The organism is Pseudomonas sp. AC211, assembly GCF_979258055.1.
In genome coordinates, this window is the sequence record NZ_OZ409830.1 from 4,547,613 (window position 1) to 4,563,125 (window position 15,513).

The 15,513-nt window shown below is 60.7% G+C and carries 11 protein-coding genes, 1 tRNA gene and 3 pseudogenes; 4 read left to right on the forward strand and 11 right to left on the reverse strand.

Going from position 1 to position 15,513, the window contains the following annotated elements; genetic code table 11:
- Window positions 1-76: 76 nt before the first annotated feature.
- Complete coding sequence (locus tag ACZZZP_RS21450; protein WP_463536973.1) at window positions 77-1,969, forward strand: diguanylate cyclase domain-containing protein; 1,893 nt, start codon at window positions 77-79, stop codon at window positions 1,967-1,969.
- Between the two features lie 65 nt (window positions 1,970-2,034).
- Here the strand turns inward: ACZZZP_RS21450 and alr are convergent, their stop codons facing one another.
- Both alr and ACZZZP_RS21460 read right to left on the reverse strand, forming a co-directional pair.
- The gene (gene alr / locus ACZZZP_RS21455) at window positions 2,035-3,108 is read right to left on the reverse strand and encodes an alanine racemase (protein ID WP_463384049.1); all 1,074 of its coding nucleotides are present in this window, start codon (window positions 3,106-3,108) and stop codon (window positions 2,035-2,037) included.
- Window positions 3,109-3,264: 156 nt separating this feature from the next.
- Window positions 3,265-3,465 carry a hypothetical protein gene (locus tag ACZZZP_RS21460; RefSeq protein WP_463536830.1) on the reverse strand — a complete coding sequence of 67 codons (201 nt, stop codon included), beginning with the start codon at window positions 3,463-3,465 and terminating at the stop codon, window positions 3,265-3,267.
- Here ACZZZP_RS21460 and ACZZZP_RS21465 point away from each other — a divergent pair.
- Both ACZZZP_RS21465 and ACZZZP_RS21470 read left to right on the forward strand, forming a co-directional pair.
- On the forward strand, window positions 3,464-3,652 hold the full coding sequence (locus ACZZZP_RS21465) for a VOC family protein (RefSeq protein ID WP_463536831.1): 189 nt from the start codon (window positions 3,464-3,466) through the stop codon (window positions 3,650-3,652). The genes ACZZZP_RS21460 and ACZZZP_RS21465 overlap by 2 nt on opposite strands.
- A gap of 51 nt (window positions 3,653-3,703) precedes the next feature.
- The gene (locus ACZZZP_RS21470; RefSeq protein ID WP_463384050.1) at window positions 3,704-4,405 is read left to right on the forward strand and encodes a helix-turn-helix transcriptional regulator; all 702 of its coding nucleotides are present in this window, start codon (window positions 3,704-3,706) and stop codon (window positions 4,403-4,405) included.
- Window positions 4,406-4,499: 94 nt separating this feature from the next.
- Here the strand turns inward: ACZZZP_RS21470 and dnaB are convergent, their stop codons facing one another.
- The 7 genes and pseudogenes from dnaB to rnr form a co-directional block, all read right to left on the reverse strand.
- Window positions 4,500-5,897, reverse strand: a complete 1,398-nt coding sequence (gene dnaB, locus ACZZZP_RS21475) for a replicative DNA helicase (protein WP_463384051.1) — start codon at window positions 5,895-5,897, stop codon at window positions 4,500-4,502.
- A gap of 121 nt (window positions 5,898-6,018) precedes the next feature.
- Window positions 6,019-6,465, reverse strand: a complete 447-nt coding sequence (gene rplI, locus ACZZZP_RS21480) for a 50S ribosomal protein L9 (protein WP_122451571.1) — start codon at window positions 6,463-6,465, stop codon at window positions 6,019-6,021.
- 21 nt (window positions 6,466-6,486) lie between these two features.
- Window positions 6,487-7,377, reverse strand: coding sequence for a hypothetical protein (locus ACZZZP_RS21485; RefSeq protein ID WP_463384052.1), 891 nt, complete (start codon window positions 7,375-7,377; stop codon window positions 6,487-6,489).
- Between the two features lie 36 nt (window positions 7,378-7,413).
- Window positions 7,414-7,645: pseudogene (rpsR, locus tag ACZZZP_RS21490) on the reverse strand (30S ribosomal protein S18).
- A 28-nt stretch (window positions 7,646-7,673) separates the two neighbouring features.
- A complete protein-coding gene (gene rpsF / locus ACZZZP_RS21495; protein WP_122451573.1) occupies window positions 7,674-8,099 on the reverse strand; it encodes a 30S ribosomal protein S6 in 426 nt (141 codons plus the stop codon).
- A 272-nt stretch (window positions 8,100-8,371) separates the two neighbouring features.
- On the reverse strand, window positions 8,372-9,130 hold the full coding sequence (gene rlmB, locus ACZZZP_RS21500; protein ID WP_463384053.1) for a 23S rRNA (guanosine(2251)-2'-O)-methyltransferase RlmB: 759 nt from the start codon (window positions 9,128-9,130) through the stop codon (window positions 8,372-8,374).
- Window positions 9,127-11,670, reverse strand: a pseudogene (gene rnr / locus ACZZZP_RS21505) (ribonuclease R). The gene rlmB and the pseudogene rnr overlap by 4 nt, the downstream one beginning before the upstream one ends.
- 210 nt (window positions 11,671-11,880) lie before the next feature.
- Between rnr and ACZZZP_RS21510 the strand changes: the two are divergent.
- Window positions 11,881-11,967: transfer RNA gene (locus ACZZZP_RS21510), tRNA-Leu, on the forward strand.
- Window positions 11,968-12,099: 132 nt separating this feature from the next.
- Here the strand turns inward: ACZZZP_RS21510 and ACZZZP_RS21515 are convergent.
- Together ACZZZP_RS21515 and ACZZZP_RS21520 are read right to left on the reverse strand one after the other, a co-directional pair.
- Window positions 12,100-14,034, reverse strand: a complete 1,935-nt coding sequence (locus tag ACZZZP_RS21515; protein WP_463536832.1) for a methyl-accepting chemotaxis protein — start codon at window positions 14,032-14,034, stop codon at window positions 12,100-12,102.
- 162 nt (window positions 14,035-14,196) lie between these two features.
- Window positions 14,197-15,487, reverse strand: a pseudogene (locus ACZZZP_RS21520) (adenylosuccinate synthase).
- Window positions 15,488-15,513 lie beyond the last annotated feature (26 nt).

Consider the following 15,513-nt stretch of genomic DNA (forward strand, 5'->3'; position numbering starts at 1 on the left):
ACTCGACCCAGTTTTAATCGCCCGGCCGCAGCGCTTGGCTACAAGGAGTTATGCGGTGCGGCTGAACATTGTGCGGATGTGCCTGTATGCCTTGTTGACCGTGTGCGCTGCCCACGCGTCGGCTGCGGCGCCCATGCTGCTCGACCGCAGCAGCAGCGGCCAGTCGTTGAACGGGCAGATTGAACTGCTCGAAGATGTCGGCGCCACGCTGAACATTGCCGACATGGCCAAGCCCGACATCCAACAGCGTTTCGTGCCGGCCAATGGTAAAGCCAGCGTCGGTCAGAGCCGCAACCCGTGGTGGATCAAAGTCACCCTGCAACGGCGCAATGACGCGCCGGCGCTGTGGTGGCTTGAGATCGGTTCTGTCACCCAGCTGAATATGCAGCTCTATTTGCCCGGCCCGCACACCAGTTGGCAGCAGCGCCAGAGCGGCGAAGTGGTGAATTACGCCGAAGGTCGCGACTACCCGTACCGCCGCACGTTGTTCAAGCTGCCTGAGCTGGGCGACGAACCGCTGACCTTTTATTTGCGCAGCTACGACCCGGCCGGCAATTCGTTTCCGCTGAAGGTCTGGCAACTTGATGACCTGAGCCAACTGGCCGCCACCGAAAACATCGGCCTGGGGCTGATCTACGGGATCATCACGGCGCTGCTGCTGTACAACCTGTTTATCTTTTTCAGCCTGCGCGACGCGGCTTACTTCTGGTACGTGCTCGCCACCGGCGGCGCCCTGCTGTTTATCGTCAGCATGACCGGCCACGGCTTCCAATACCTGTGGCCCAACCACCCGGTGCCGGTGTGGCTCGACCGTATTGTGCTGCCCTCGTTGTGGGGCATTTTCGCCACGCGCTTTACCCAAACGCTGATGCAGACCAAGCGCTATGTGCGCTGGGCCCATCACCTGCTGAACCTGGCCTGCGTGGTGTACTTAGTGGCGATTGCGCTGGATGTTGCCGGCCAGCGCGGCACGGCGGCGTGGATTATTGCGTTGCTGTCGTTCACCAGTATTCCGGCGGCCCTGGGCGCGGCGTTTATCCGCTGGCGGCAGCATTACTTCCCGGCGCTGCTGTACCTCTGCGGCTACGGCCTGATTTTGGGCAGCACCGGCTTGTTGCTGCTGCGCACCACGGGCGTGGTGCAACCGGCTGGCTGGAACGCCTATGTGTTTCCGTTGGCGGTGGCGGCGGAGTCGATTTTGTTTTCCTTCGCCCTCGCCTACCGCATCCAGACCCTCAAGCACGACCGCTCCACGGCGCTGCAACAAGCCGACCGCGAGAAAACCGCGCGCCTGTCGCAGATACAGGCCAGCGCTGACGAGCTTCAGCGTGCCGTGGAAGTGCGCACGGCCGAACTGGCCCAGGCCAACCAGCAACTGCGTGAACGCGAGCAAGCCCTGCAGCACGCGGCCTTTCACGACCCGCTAACCGACCTGCCCAACCGCCGCTACCTGATTGAGCGTGTGGAAACCGCGCTGGCCGACGCCAGCCGCCGTCACGAGTCTGTGGCGCTGCTGTTGGTGGACCTCGACCACTTCAAACCGATCAACGACCGCCACGGCCACGACGCCGGCGACCTGATGCTGCGCACCATCGGCCAGCGCCTGCGCGAGCATGTGCGCAGCAATGACATGGTGGCGCGATTGGGCGGCGACGAATTCGCCATCGTCATCAGCGGCCCGGAGGCCGAGCAACATGCGCAGGAAATTGCCGTGCGCTTGCTGAGCGAATTGGCCAAGCCGGTGCTGTATGGCGCGAACAATCTGGCGGTGACCATCAGTATTGGCGCGGCGCTGTTTCCGCAACACGCCAAGCAATTCGCTGGTTTGTACAAGGCGGCGGACGAGGCGCTTTATCAGGCCAAGAGCCAGGGGCGTTCCGGCTGCATCATTCGCGGCAAGGATGGCTCGCTGACGCCGGAGCAGTGCCTGTTTCTGGATGCGCTGCAGGTGCCGACGGGGTTGGTGTAAGGGGTCGGCTAGCCGCGCTGCTGTTCAAGAGCATCGCGGCTGAAGCCGCTCTTACAGGGGCGGGGTTAGTTGTGATAGCGGCGCGGCACGCGGCCGGTGACTTTGGTTAGCAATTCGTAGCCAATGCTGCCGCAGCGTTGTGCCAGTTCATCCACGGGCAATTGCGCGCCCCACAATTCCACCGCATCGCCCAGCTGCGCGCTGGGAACGTCCGTTAGGTCGATGCTGAGCATGTCCATCGACACCCTGCCCGCCAACGGCACGCGCTGGCCGCGCACCACCACTTCGGTGCCGGGCGGTGCGTGACGCGGGTAGCCATCGGCGTAGCCGCAGCTGACGGTGCCGATCAGCGAGGGCCGTCGGGCGATCCAACTGGCGCCATAGCCCACGCTTTCGCCGGCTGGCACTTCTCGCAGGGCGATCACCTGTGCGGTGAGCGTCATGACCGGCCGCAATCCCAACTCCTTGGCGCTGAGCTCGGCAAACGGCGTGGCGCCGTAGAGCATGATGCCGGGGCGCTGCCAGTCCATATGCGCGGCGGGAATGGTCAGCAGCGCGGCGGAATTGGCCAGCGAGCGCTGGTCGAAATCCAGATCCAACAGACTCAAAAACTGCTCGACCTGCTGCTCATTCAGCTCATGGCCGCGCTCGTCGGCGCAGGCGAAATGCCCGAGCACATTGAGTTCGGCCACGTTCCCGGTGCCTGCCAGACGGCCATGCCATTCGCGCAGCTCAGCGGCCGAGAAACCCAGACGATGCATGCCGCTGTCGAGCTTCAGCCACACGTTCAGCGGCTGCGACAAGGCTGCTGACATCAGCGCCTCGGCCTGGGCGGCGTTATGCACCGCGACGTCCAGATTTAACGCGGCGGCCTGCCGGTATTCAGCCGGCTCGAAACAGCCCTCCAGGAGCAACACGCGCGCCTGCGCATTCACCTCGCGGACGGCTTGCGCCTCTTCCAGGCAGCACACGGCGAAGCCGTCAGCGCTGGCTAGCGCGGCTACCACTTCACGCACGCCATGGCCGTACGCGTTTGCTTTGACCACCGCGAACGCCTGCCGCCCCGGCGCGCAGCGATGGGCGACGGCATAGTTATGGCGCAGGGCGGCGAGGTCGATGGTGGCGATTAACGGACGCATGGCAGGCTCGACGGCATGGAAAAAAGGGACCGCAGTTTAGCCCAGCACGGCGCAGAAATATCGGCGCAGGCTACTGACAGAATGCTGTCAGTAGCCCCCTCGTAAAGTGCTCGCCAGCAGCATGCAACGGCACCCCGCCGACGGCTGCCGACTCCCTCAATACGCCAAGGAATGAATGCCATGAACGCCGTGAACTGGTTTGAACTCTACGTCAGCGACTTCGACCGTGCCCACACCTTCTACCAGCGCGCGCTGGATATCGAGATGCCGATTGTCGATGGGCCGATGTCGCGCATGGGCATTTTCCCCGGCGAAGAAAACGGCGGCGTCGGCGGCTGCGTGTGCGATGGCAGGCATGCACCCGGGCACCGGCGGCACGCGCGTTTACCTCAATGTGGAAGGCCAACTCGACGCCGTGCTGGACCGTGTTCCGAACGCCGGCGGCGTCATCCTGCAGCCCCGCACCGAGATCGCGCCGCACGGTTTCATTGCCTTGATTAAAGACAGTGAAGGCAATAGCGTTGGGCTGCACAGCGTGTCCTGACGTTTAAAACATCGCGGCTTCGGCCGCGATGGCCCACCACCGAGACCAGCCATGAGACGCGCCGACCGCCTTTTCCAGATCGTGCAGTTCCTGCGCAGCCGCCGCCTGACCACAGCGCAGTGGCTGGCCGAACGGCTGCAGGTGTCGGTGCGCACCATCTACCGCGACATTCAGGATTTGTCGCTCTCCGGCGTGCCGCTGGAGGGCGAAGCGGGCGTTGGCTATGTGCTGCGCCAGCCCATGGATTTGCCGCCGTTGATGTTCGAGCGCGAAGAAATCGAAGCGCTGATGATCGGCGCCAAGATGGTCAAAGCCTGGGCCGACCCGGCTCTGCAACGGGCGGCCGAATCGGCACTGGCGAAAATCCACAACGTGCTGCCAGGCGACCTGCGCAGCGAACTCAATCGCCACAACCTGTTCGCTCCGGAAACCAACCTGTACCCCGTGCATTGGCTCGGCCAACTGCGCCTCGCCATTCGCCAGCAACGTAAGCTGCAACTGAGCTACAAAGACGAAAAAGGCCAGAGCAGCGAACGCTGCATCTGGCCTTTGGGGCTGTTCTTCTGGGGGCAGACCTGGACGCTCTGCAGCTGGTGCGAACTGCGCGGCGACTTTCGTAATTTCCGGGTCGATCGGCTGGATACCTTGACCGATACCGATGAGCACTTTGAATGCAGCGACGGGCAGCGGCTTGAGGATTACTTGGCGCCATACGTGGACGCGGATTTTATGGCGCCGCGTTATAAGGCGTAGGGTTGGTTTTGCGGTGAATGTTGCTAGTGACTGCGATTTTGGCGAGCACCGCGCGACGCAGCATAGGCGTCGTTCGGGCCGATCCAGGCCGAAATCACTCGTCGTCGTCGAAGTTGTAACTACCCGGTGCCAGGTTTTCGAAGCGGGTGTACTTCCCGAGGAACGCCAATCGAATAAAACCAATCGGACCGTTCCGCTGCTTGCCGATGATGATTTCGGCGACGCCTTTGTGTTCGGTTTCGGGGTGATAGACCTCGTCCCGGTACACGAACATGATCACGTCGGCGTCCTGCTCGATGGCGCCGGATTCGCGCAAGTCGGAGTTCACTGGGCGCTTGTTGGGGCGTTGTTCTAGGGAGCGGTTGAGCTGGGACAGCGCGACCACAGGGCAGTTGAATTCCTTGGCCAGGGCTTTCAAGGAACGGGAAATTTCCGAGATCTCGTTGGTACGGTTGTCGCCGCTGGAGCCTGGAATCTGCATCAGTTGCAGGTAGTCGATCATGATCAGGCCGACGTCGCCGTGTTCACGCACCAGACGACGGGTTCGCGCACGCATTTCCGAAGGGCTGATGCCGGCCGTGTCGTCGATAAAAAGCTTGCGGTCGTTAAGCAGGTTGACCGCCGAGGTCAGGCGCGGCCAGTCGTCATCGTCGAGCTGACCGGAACGTACTTTGGTCTGGTCGATACGGCCCAGCGAGGACAGCATACGCATCATCAGCGATTCGCCTGGCATCTCGAGCGAGTACACCAGAATCACCTTGTCGCTGCGCAGTACGGCGTTTTCCACCAGGTTCATGGCGAAGGTGGTTTTACCCATCGACGGACGACCGGCAACGATGATCAGGTCCGAGGGCTGCAAGCCGCTGGTTTTGTCGTCGAGGTCGGTGAAGCCGGTGGACAGACCGGTGATACCTTCGCCGGTATTGAACAGCTCGTCGATGCGGTCGATGGCTTTGGTCAGCAACGCGTTCACGCCTACCGGGCCGCCGGTTTTCGGCCGGGCCTCGGCGATCTGGAAGATCTGCCGCTCCGCTTCATCGAGAATTTCGGCAGCTTGCCGGCCTTGCGGGTTGAAGGCGCTGTCGGCGATTTCGGTGCTGATGCCGATCAACTGGCGCAATGTGGCGCGCTCGCGAACGATCTGCGCATAGGCCTTGATGTTGGCCACCGACGGGGTGTTTTTCGCCAGCTCGCCGAGGTACGCCAGGCCGCCGGTTTGCGAGGTCTGGCCTTCTTTGTCGAGCTGCTCGGAAAGCGTGACGACGTCGAACGGCGAGTTATGGTCGGCCAGCTTGGCGATGGCGCGGAAAATCAGGCGGTGGTCATGGCGATAGAAGTCACCGTCCGAAACCTGGTCCAACACCCGCTCCCAGGCGTTATTGTCGAGCATCAAGCCACCGAGCACGGCCTGTTCGGCCTCGATGGAATGGGGCGGGACCTTTAGCGCAGCGGTTTGCAGGTCGAACTGTTCGGGATCGGAAATATCGTTCATGGCCACACGGAATCAGGAATGCAAAACAAGGAATACAGAAAGATAAAGGGCACGATCTGCGAGTGCAGATCGTGCCCGATGTAAACCGCTCACACCAGAGGTGCGGGGCGATCGGCGTTACTTAAGCAGCTACCACGACAACGCGGACAGTTGCTTCAACGTCGGAGTGCAGGTGCACAGCTACGTCGAATTCGCCCACGTGACGGATGGTACCGTTCGGCAGACGCACTTCCGATTTAGCCACTTCCACGCCAGAGGCGGTCAGGGCGTCGGCGATGTCGTGAGTACCGATGGAACCGAACAGCTTGCCTTCATCACCAGCGGTGGCAGTGATGGTCACTTCCAGCTCAGCCAGTTGAGCAGCACGAGCTTCAGCCGAAGCTTTCTTCTCGGCAGCCAGTTTTTCCAGCTCTGCACGACGCTCTTCGAACGCAGCAACGTTCGCAGCGGTAGCGGCAGTTGCTTTGCCTTGCGGCAGCAGGAAGTTACGGCCGTAACCAGCCTTAACATTCACTTTGTCGCCCAGGTTGCCCAGGTTGGCGATTTTTTCCAGCAGGATGACTTCCATTTGGGTCTTACCTCTTAACTTTTAACCTTCACCGTTCGCGGGGCCGGCACCGTTGCGTGCGTGGCGTCCGCGAAAATCAATCAGACTGTCGACAATGGCCAGGGCCACCAGTAACGGATAAATCAGCTGCATAAAGAGCAGCAGGCCTATGTACATCCCGACCAGCCAGAACTTGCCCAGTCGCCCTACAAACACCAGCCCATGCAACAAGGCCAATCCTGCAAACGCCAGCGGTACGCTGCACAGCGGTGTAAGCATGGCCAATTGCGGTCCAATATTCGGACCTAGCAGCATGCACACCAACAGCCCCATCGCCAACGCTGGCGGCAGTCGCAACGCCCGAAACTCGAGCCCGAAACCACCAGGGTTGTACAACGCAGCCTGCCAATAACGCCCAAGAATCAGGCACAGCAGACTGACGATTTGCAGCACAGACGCCAGCAATCCAGTCAGCACCGGCACTAGCAAGGCATCCAGTCGAGCCCGTTCTTCCACCGGCAATTGCTGGTGGAGCTCCCCGAGGGCCTGCGGCAGGAGTTTCTGCAACTCCGCCGCTACCGCTTCGAGAAATTCACGGTACTGCGAACCCAATACCAAACCGTACACTAGGCCCAAAGCCACGCTACACAACAGCACCCGGTTCCATGACCCACCAGCGCGCAACACCAACGCCAGCCCCAGCGCGCCCAGCAACACCAACAAGGTGCGCGGTTCGCCGAAGTACCACCAGACAAACGCCGGCAGGAGAGCCCAAACCAGAACGCCAGCAGCGTCCTTCAAACCACGCCGCAGGAGCACAAGGCAACCTGCAGCAGCACTCAACCAGAACAACAGCGGCAATGCCGCACTACCCACCACCACAAGAGTGGCTTGCATGCGACCGCGCATGATGAACTCAGCAACTGCGCGCATGCGATTTATCCCTTACTACGTATCGACCTTCCGGTCTCAGCGGCCGTGGCTGTCGGTGTAGGCGAGCAGGGCCAGGAAGCGGGCGCGCTTGATAGCGGTGGCCAGCTGACGCTGATAACGAGCCTTGGTACCGGTGATACGGCTTTGGAACGATTTTGCCGGTTTCAGAAACGTAGGCTTTCAGAGTGTTGAGATCTTTGTAATCGATCTCCTTCACGTCTTCAGCGGTGAAACGGCAGAATTTACGACGACGGAAGAAACGTGCCATGAGATTGGCTCCTCAATAGATCCGTGGATTACTCGTCAGCGTTATCGCTGTCGCTGTTGTCGTTGTCATCGTTGTCGCCATCGATGGAATCGGCTTCAGGACGGTCACGACGCTCGCGGCGCTCGCTGCGGTTTTCTTCAGCCTTGAGCATCTCGGACTGGCCAGTTACGGCTTCGTCGCGACGGATGACAAGGTTACGGATCACGGCATCGTTGTAGCGGAAGTTGTCTTCCAGCTCAGCCAGGGCTTTGCCGGTGCACTCAACGTTCAGCATCACGTAGTGAGCCTTGTGAACATTGTTGATTGCGTAGGCCAATTGACGACGGCCCCAGTCTTCCAGGCGGTGAATTTTGCCGCCGTCTTCTTCGATCAGCTTGGTGTAACGCTCAACCATGCCGCCGACTTGCTCGCTCTGGTCCGGGTGAACCAGAAAGATGATTTCGTAATGACGCATAAATGCTCCTTACGGGTTGTAGCCTGCCGCTTAGCGCGGTCAGACAAGGAGTGAATGACACTGTTAGCTCACCAGACAAAAGGGCACGTATGCGCCTGCCGTCACGGCAAGGGGCGCAATTGTAGAGAAGGGGGCTGGGAGGCGCAAGGCAATTGGTGATTATTTGAACAGTTGCCAAGAAGGCGGAGAAACCTGTGGGAGCGGCGTCAGCAGCGATGCCTTTGTGATCCAAAAGCATCGCGGCTAAAGCCGCTGCCACAGGCGGCGCAGCGTTATTTCCCGGCCTTGGCCTTCACGCCGCGCTGGCGCATGGCTTCGAACAGGCAGACGCCTGTGGCTACCGAGACGTTAAGGCTGCTGACGCTACCCGCCATCGGCAGGCGCACCAGGTAATCGCAGTGCTCGCGGGTCAAGCGGCGCATGCCCTTGCCTTCGGCGCCCATGATCAGAATGGTCGGTCCGGTCAGGTCCTGGTCGTACAACTCTTGCTCAGCCTCGCCTGCAGTGCCCACCACCCATAAGCCGCGCTGCTGGAGTTTTTCCAAGGTGCGCGCCAGGTTGGTGACGGCCACCAGCGGAATGACTTCCGCCGCGCCGCACGCCACTTTGCGCACGGTGGGGTTGAGCGTTGCGGATTTATCCTTCGGCACGATCACGGCCAACGCGCCAGCCGCATCGGCGGTGCGCAGGCAGGCACCGAGGTTGTGCGGGTCGGTTACGCCGTCGAGCACCAGCAACAGCGGATGGCCTTCGCTACGGTCCAATAGCTCGTCGAGCATCGCCTCGCCCCACACCTGACTCGGGCTCACTTCTGCGACCACGCCCTGATGCACGCCTTCAACCCAGGCGTCCATTTCGCGGCGCTCGGCTTGCCCGACCGCTACGCGCGATTGAGCCGCCAATTCCAGCAATACCTGGACGCGCGGATCATTACGCCCTTCAGCGAGCCAGATCTGTTTGACGCGCTTGGGATGGTGCCGCAGCAAGGCTTCTACGGCGTGCACACCGTAGATTTTTTCCAACTGACTCATGCTTTACCCTTTGGCTTGCGAGCGCCGCCGCTTTTGCTCGGTGCTGCAGCGCCAGCCTTTGGCGGGCCTTTGCGATGCGTGCTGGGCTTGGCACTTTTGCCAGTGGTGCTGGCCTTGCCTTTGCTTTTCGCTTCAGCGAGCAACGCGCTTTTCACTTCGCGGCTGCGCTTTACGTCAGCGCTGCCGGAAGTAGGTGCTGCGTTCGCCTTTCAGCACGCTCACGCGCACCGCCTTTTGGCCGCCGTCGATGTGCGGCCCTTACGGCCGATTGGCGCATCGATAGCGGCTTGAGCAAGCTCGAAGTCGATTTTGCGTTCGTCCAGATCAACGCGCATGACTTTGACGTCGATGCTGTCGCCGAGACGGAAGCTGCGGCCGGTGCGCTCGCCCGCCAGACGGTGGTGAACCGGGTCGAAATGGTAGTAATCACCCGGCAAGGCGGTGACGTGCACCAGGCCTTCGACGTAGATGTCTTTGAGCTCAACAAACAAGCCGAAACCGGTCACAGCCGTGATCACGCCTGGGAAGCTCTCGCCCACGCGGTCTTTCATGAATTCGCACTTGAGCCAGTTCACCACGTCACGGGTGGCTTCGTCGGCGCGGCGTTCGGACAACGAGCACTGCTCGCCGAGTTGCTCCAGCGCGGGTTCGTCATACGGGTAAATGCGCGCTTTCGGAATCATCATCGCGCCAGCACGCTTGACGTGCGGCGTGTCCATCTTCGAGCGAATGACGCTGCGGATGGCGCGGTGCGTGAGCAAGTCCGGATAACGGCGAATCGGCGAGGTGAAGTGCGTGTACGCCTCGTAATTCAGGCCGAAGTGGCCCTGGTTATCGGCGCTGTAAACCGCCTGGCTCAACGAGCGCAGCATGACGGTTTGAATCAGGTGGTAATCCGGCCGTTCGCGAATACCTTCCAGCAACGCTTGGTAGTCCTTGGGCGACGGGCCTTCTTTGGATTTGCCGCGTTGCAGCGACAAGCCCAGCTCACCGAGGAATGCCTTGAGCTTTTCCAGACGCTCTGGCGGCGGACCATCGTGCACGCGATACAAAGCAGGAATCTCGTGCTTCTTAAGGAACTCGGCGGTGGCCACGTTGGCGGCCAGCATGCATTCCTCGATCAGCTTGTGGGCATCGTTACGAGTGGTCGGACGGATCTCAGCGATCTTACGGCCAGAGCCGAATATGATGCGGGTTTCCTGAGTTTCGAAATCGATGGCGCCGCGCTCATGGCGAGCAGCCAGCAGCACCTGATACAGCGAGTACAGCTGCTTGAGGTGCGGCACCACGTCGGCGTACTCGGTGCGCAAGGCTTTAGCTTCGGCGCTTTTCGGCGTTTCGAGAATGGCGCTGACTTTGTTGTAGGTCAGGCGCGCGTGGGAGTGGATGACCGCTTCGTAGAACTGGTAGTCGGTCATCTTGCCGGTCTTGGAGATGCTCATCTCGCAGACCATCGCCAAGCGGTCGACCTTGGGGTTCAACGAGCAGAGGCCGTTCGACAGCTCTTCCGGCAGCATGGGGATTACGCGCTCGGGGAAGTACACCGAGTTGCCGCGCACTTGCGATTCGTCATCGAGGGCCGAGCCGATTTTCACGTAGTGCGAAACGTCGGCAATGGCGACGTACAGCTTCCAGCCGCCGGAGAACAGGCGCCAGTTGCTGCCGTTCTTCTCGCAAAATACCGCGTCGTCGAAGTCGCGGGCGTCTTCGCCGTCGATGGTAACGAACGGAAGATGGCGCAGGTCGATGCGTTTTTCTTTGTCTTTCTCTTCCACTTCAGGCTTGAGCTTGGCGGCTTCTTTGAGCACCGCTTCAGGCCATACGTGAGGAATGTCGTAACTGCGCAGCGCCACGTCGATTTCCATGCCCGGCGCCATATAGTTGCCGACCACTTCAACCACGTCGCCCTGAGGCTGGAAGCGCGGCGTTGGCCAATGGGTGATTTTCACCTCAACGAACTGGCCTTGTTTGGCGCTGGCGTTGCGACCCGGCGTGACCAGCACCTCCTGCTGGATTTTCGGATTGTCTGCGACGACAAAGCCGATGCCGCTTTCTTCGTAATAGCGACCAACGATGGTTTCGTGGGCGCGGGAAATCACTTCCACTACCGCACCTTCACGGCGACCACGGCGGTCAAGGCCGGTAACGCGCGCTAGGGCACGGTCGCCATCGAAGACTAGACGCATCTGAGCAGGGCTCAGGAAAAGGTCATCACTGCCGTCATCCGGAATGAGGAAACCGAAGCCATCGCGGTGACCGCTGATGCGACCGAGGATAAGGTCGAGTTTATCGACCGGCGCGTAGGTGCCACGACGGGTGTAGATCAACTGGCCGTCACGCTCCATCGCCCGCAGGCGACGACGCAAGGCTTCAAGCTGCTCTTCAGTGGTGAGGCCGAACTCTTCTACCAACTGCTCGCGGTTGGCTGGCGAACCGCGATCCGCCAGATGCTGAAGAATCAGCTCACGACTTGGGATAGGGTTTTCGTATTTTTCCGCTTCACGAGCGGCCTCGGGATCGAGGGATTGCCAATCGGCCATTAGAGAGGGTTCGCCTTATCTATATAGAGAAGTAAGTGTCTTGCGCCTATTGAAGCGCGAAAACGCTATCTTGGTCTGCTCACGTGAACGAATAAAGTTTTTTTTCACATCAGGGGTTTACAACATTCAAACTGGTCCGTATATTTCGCGCCCACAACGACGGCAAACGTTGTTGTAGTTGAAAGTACTTGAGCAATCAACGAACTCAACGCCCAGGTGGCGGAATTGGTAGACGCACTAGGTTCAGGTCCTAGCGATGGCAACATCGTGGAAGTTCGAGTCTTCTCCTGGGCACCAATTTAGACTGAGGTACTACCAACCTCAGCAACAAAAAAGACCGGCTTAGGCCGGTTTTTTTGTGCCTGCCATATGGCCAGCGGCGGCCATTAAAGAAGCCGGGAACGCCCGACCTCTCCAACGAACGCGCCGTTAAACGCGGAACTGACCCAAACTGGATTTAAGCCGCGACGCCAACCCATCCAGCACACGACCGCTTGCCGCTGTCGCCGCACCCGCTTCGGCGGCACGCTGCGCTTCTGCGTGAATAACCTCTACGCGACCTCGAACTGCATCGGCACCTTCGGCTTGATGCGCGGCCGCCTGGGTGGCCGCCTTGATTGCAGCATGAACGTCATCCACCGCCGCCTGCACCGACAACTGCAACCGCTCGCTGTCACGCAACGCAGCCAAACCTTCATTGGCCTGCTGACCCGCACGACCAATCACCGACACCGCCTCACGTGCACCTTGCTGAAGAGCAGTGATATGCGACTGGATATCGCCTGTGGACTGCTGCGTCTTACTGGCCAGCGCGCGCACCTCGTCCGCCACCACAGCGAAGCCTCGACCGGTCTCGCCCGCCCGCGCCGCCTCGATGGCCGCATTGAGCGCCAATAGGTTGGTTTGCTCGGCGATACCATGGATAACGGTCAGCACCATTTCGATTTGCTCACTCTGACGCGCCAGTCGCTCGATCACCGCCGAACCGGCATCGACGCGTGACACCAGCTCTTCAATCAAGGCGCCGACCTTCGTGGCGATTACGGCGTTCTCGTTGGCGTCCTGACGAATCGACACCACGCGCTGCAAGGCCGCCTGCATAGCGCGACTTTCAGCCTGCGCATCGCCAGCCATCACCGCCAACGCCTCGAGACTGCCGGCCACTTCATCACGCTGACGTTCAGCTGCCGCTTCGGCCGCAACGCTGCGAGTGGCCAGGCCTTTGATTTCGACGCCAGTGCTGACCGCGACCTCGCCCGCCTCACGCACGATGGGCTGCAATTCCTCGACAAAGCGATTCACGGCAATGGCCATGTCGCCAATCTCGTCGCGGCTGGTGACTTCGATGCGGCGGGTCAAATCGCCCTCGCCCGCTGCCAAATCGTTCAGCGCAGCAATCTGCAAGTGCAGCTTGCTCACCACCCGCCGCCCCAGCACGATCGCCAGCGTTAGCAACACGCAAAAGCCCACCAGCACCAAGCCCAAACCGATGCGCCATTTCAGCGTGGCGGCAGATTCCTGCACCGAGGCGCGGGCGCCATTGGCCATGCCGGCCGTTTCGGTTTGCGCGGCTTTCAGGCGCGCAGTAAGGGCGGCGGTACTTTCTGTGGCGGCGCCAGACAAACTATCAGCAACTAACTGATCACCGCTGGCAATCAGCGCAGCGAAGCGTTTGTCCAAAGCAACCAGTTGCTGCTCAACCGAGGCAGTGGACACGCCCATGAGCACCTTGCCGATCTCCACACCATTGGGGCTGATCGGTGCCTCGATGAGGTAAACGGATTTGTCGTTACGCGCAGCGTTGAGCACCTTATCAAGCGCCCGCTCGCCCTCGCCCTTCTCCATCAGTGCCTTGATCAGCGGATTCTCGCGATTGAGGTAGCGGGTCAGATGCTGGCCTTGCGCATCGTCGTACACCACGAACAGCACGTTCGGATTGCGCTGCGCACGGCGGGCAAATTCAGAAAGCGCCGGACCGTCGTTGTCCCACATCGCACGCGGCGCCACCGCTGCGAGCAGTTGGGCCATGTCATTGGCTGAATCCTTCAGATTCTGCTCAAGAGTCGCGCGCATTTGCGCCTGCTCTTCTTTCAAGCGACCGGAAAGGCCTGCCGCCAGCCGCTCCCGGGTGCGAGTAGACAACGTGCCCAGCCCGGACGAAAGCTCGCGCCCCGCCTCCTCCAATTCGGACTTAAGCCGCTGAGTGTCAGAACCCAGGCGCGTGCCCAGATCGACCTCCAGCGCACCGACCGTGCTCCGAGTTAGTGCAACGGCCACCAGGACCTGCACCAGCAGTGCAATTCCGAGTGCAATGAAGACCGGGCGCAGCAAGCGGCTACGCAAGAGAGAAACGATGGCTGACACGACAAACCTCCAATATCCGTCACCTGATGTGACGGCAACTGCTGGGATAACTTGAGCACAGCAAGTGCCATGCCGCCACACCTGACCAGACGCTCAGAAACGAAAAAGGGCCGCCAATTGGCGACCCTTTTCGTTAACCGTCGTAAGCGACGGCGCCAGCCCTTAGGCGAACGGATGACGCAATACGATGGTTTCGTTGCGGTCCGGGCCAGTGGAGATAATGTCGATCGGCGCGCCGACCAACTCTTCCACGCGCTTGATGTAGGCGCGGGCATTGGCCGGCAGCTCATCCAGGCTCTTGGCGCCCAGCGTCGACTCGCTCCAGCCCGGCACTTCTTCGTACACCGGCTCCAGGCCGATGTAGCTGTCAGCGTCGGTTGGGGCGTCGATGACCGCGCCGTTTTCGTTTTTGTAGCCCACGCAGATGCGGATGGTTTCCAGACCGTCGAGAACGTCCAGCTTGGTCAGGCACAGGCCCGAGATGCTGTTGATTTCGATGGCGCGACGCAGGATAACGGCGTCGAACCAGCCGCAACGACGAGCACGGCCGGTGGTCGCGCCGAACTCGTGGCCGCGCTTGGCGAGGAACGCACCGACGTCGTCAAACAGCTCAGTCGGGAACGGACCCGAACCAACGCGCGTGGTGTAGGCCTTGGTGATACCGAGGATGTAATCCAGGTACATCGGACCAAAGCCCGAACCGGTAGCGATACCGCCCGCCGTGGTGTTGGAGCTGGTGACGTAGGGATAGGTGCCGTGGTCGATGTCGAGCAACGAACCTTGCGCGCCTTCGAACATGATGTCTTTGCCGTCGCGGCGCATGTCGTGCAACACGGACGTCACGTCGGCCATCATCGGCTTCAGCAGCTCGGCGTATTCCATGCACTCGTCCAGGGTTTTCTGAAAGTCGATGGCCGGCTCTTTGTAGTAATTCACCAGCACGAAGTTGTGGTAGTCCAGCAACTCGCCGAGCTTGGCGGCAAAACGCTCGCGGTGGAACAGGTCACCTACTCGCAGACCACGACGGGCCACTTTGTCTTCGTATGCCGGGCCGATGCCACGACCGGTGGTGCCGATTTTGGCTTCGCCACGGGCGCGCTCACGGGCCTGATCCAGCGCCACGTGGTACGACAGGATCAGCGGGCAGGCCGGGCTGATACGCAGGCGATCGCGCACCGGAACACCCTTCTCTTCCAGCTTGATGATTTCGCGCATCAGGGCGTCAGGTGCAACCACCACGCCATTGCCGATCAGGCATTGAACGCCGTCACGCAGTACGCCCGACGGGATCAGGTGCAAGACGGTTTTTTCGCCGTTGATCACCAGGGTATGACCTGCGTTGTGACCACCCTGGTAGCGAACGACCGCAGCCGCGTGCTCAGTCAGCAGATCAACGATCTTGCCTTTGCCCTCATCACCCCATTGCGCCCAGGACGACGACATTCTTACCCATAACACTTGTCCTCTTCGAAGCTTGAT

What these genes read in the sequence shown, in the direction of transcription:
- dnaB (WP_463384051.1), bottom strand. Translation starts at nt 5,897, where the DNA reads ATGAACGATATTTCCGATCCCGAACAGTTCGACCTGCAAACCGCTGCG.
- rpsF (WP_122451573.1), bottom strand. Translation starts at nt 8,099, where the DNA reads ATGCGTCATTACGAAATCATCTTTCTGGTTCACCCGGACCAGAGCGAG.
- rlmB (WP_463384053.1), bottom strand. Translation starts at nt 9,130, where the DNA reads ATGAGTCAGTTGGAAAAAATCTACGGTGTGCACGCCGTAGAAGCCTTG.
- ACZZZP_RS21470 (WP_463384050.1), top strand. Translation starts at nt 3,704, where the DNA reads ATGAGACGCGCCGACCGCCTTTTCCAGATCGTGCAGTTCCTGCGCAGC.
- ACZZZP_RS21460 (WP_463536830.1), bottom strand. Translation starts at nt 3,465, where the DNA reads ATGCCTGCCATCGCACACGCAGCCGCCGACGCCGCCGTTTTCTTCGCC.
- ACZZZP_RS21485 (WP_463384052.1), bottom strand. Translation starts at nt 7,377, where the DNA reads ATGCGCGCAGTTGCTGAGTTCATCATGCGCGGTCGCATGCAAGCCACT.
- rplI (WP_122451571.1), bottom strand. Translation starts at nt 6,465, where the DNA reads ATGGAAGTCATCCTGCTGGAAAAAATCGCCAACCTGGGCAACCTGGGC.
- alr (WP_463384049.1), bottom strand. Translation starts at nt 3,108, where the DNA reads ATGCGTCCGTTAATCGCCACCATCGACCTCGCCGCCCTGCGCCATAAC.
- ACZZZP_RS21450 (WP_463536973.1), top strand. Translation starts at nt 77, where the DNA reads ATGTGCCTGTATGCCTTGTTGACCGTGTGCGCTGCCCACGCGTCGGCT.
- ACZZZP_RS21465 (WP_463536831.1), top strand. Translation starts at nt 3,464, where the DNA reads ATGCACCCGGGCACCGGCGGCACGCGCGTTTACCTCAATGTGGAAGGC.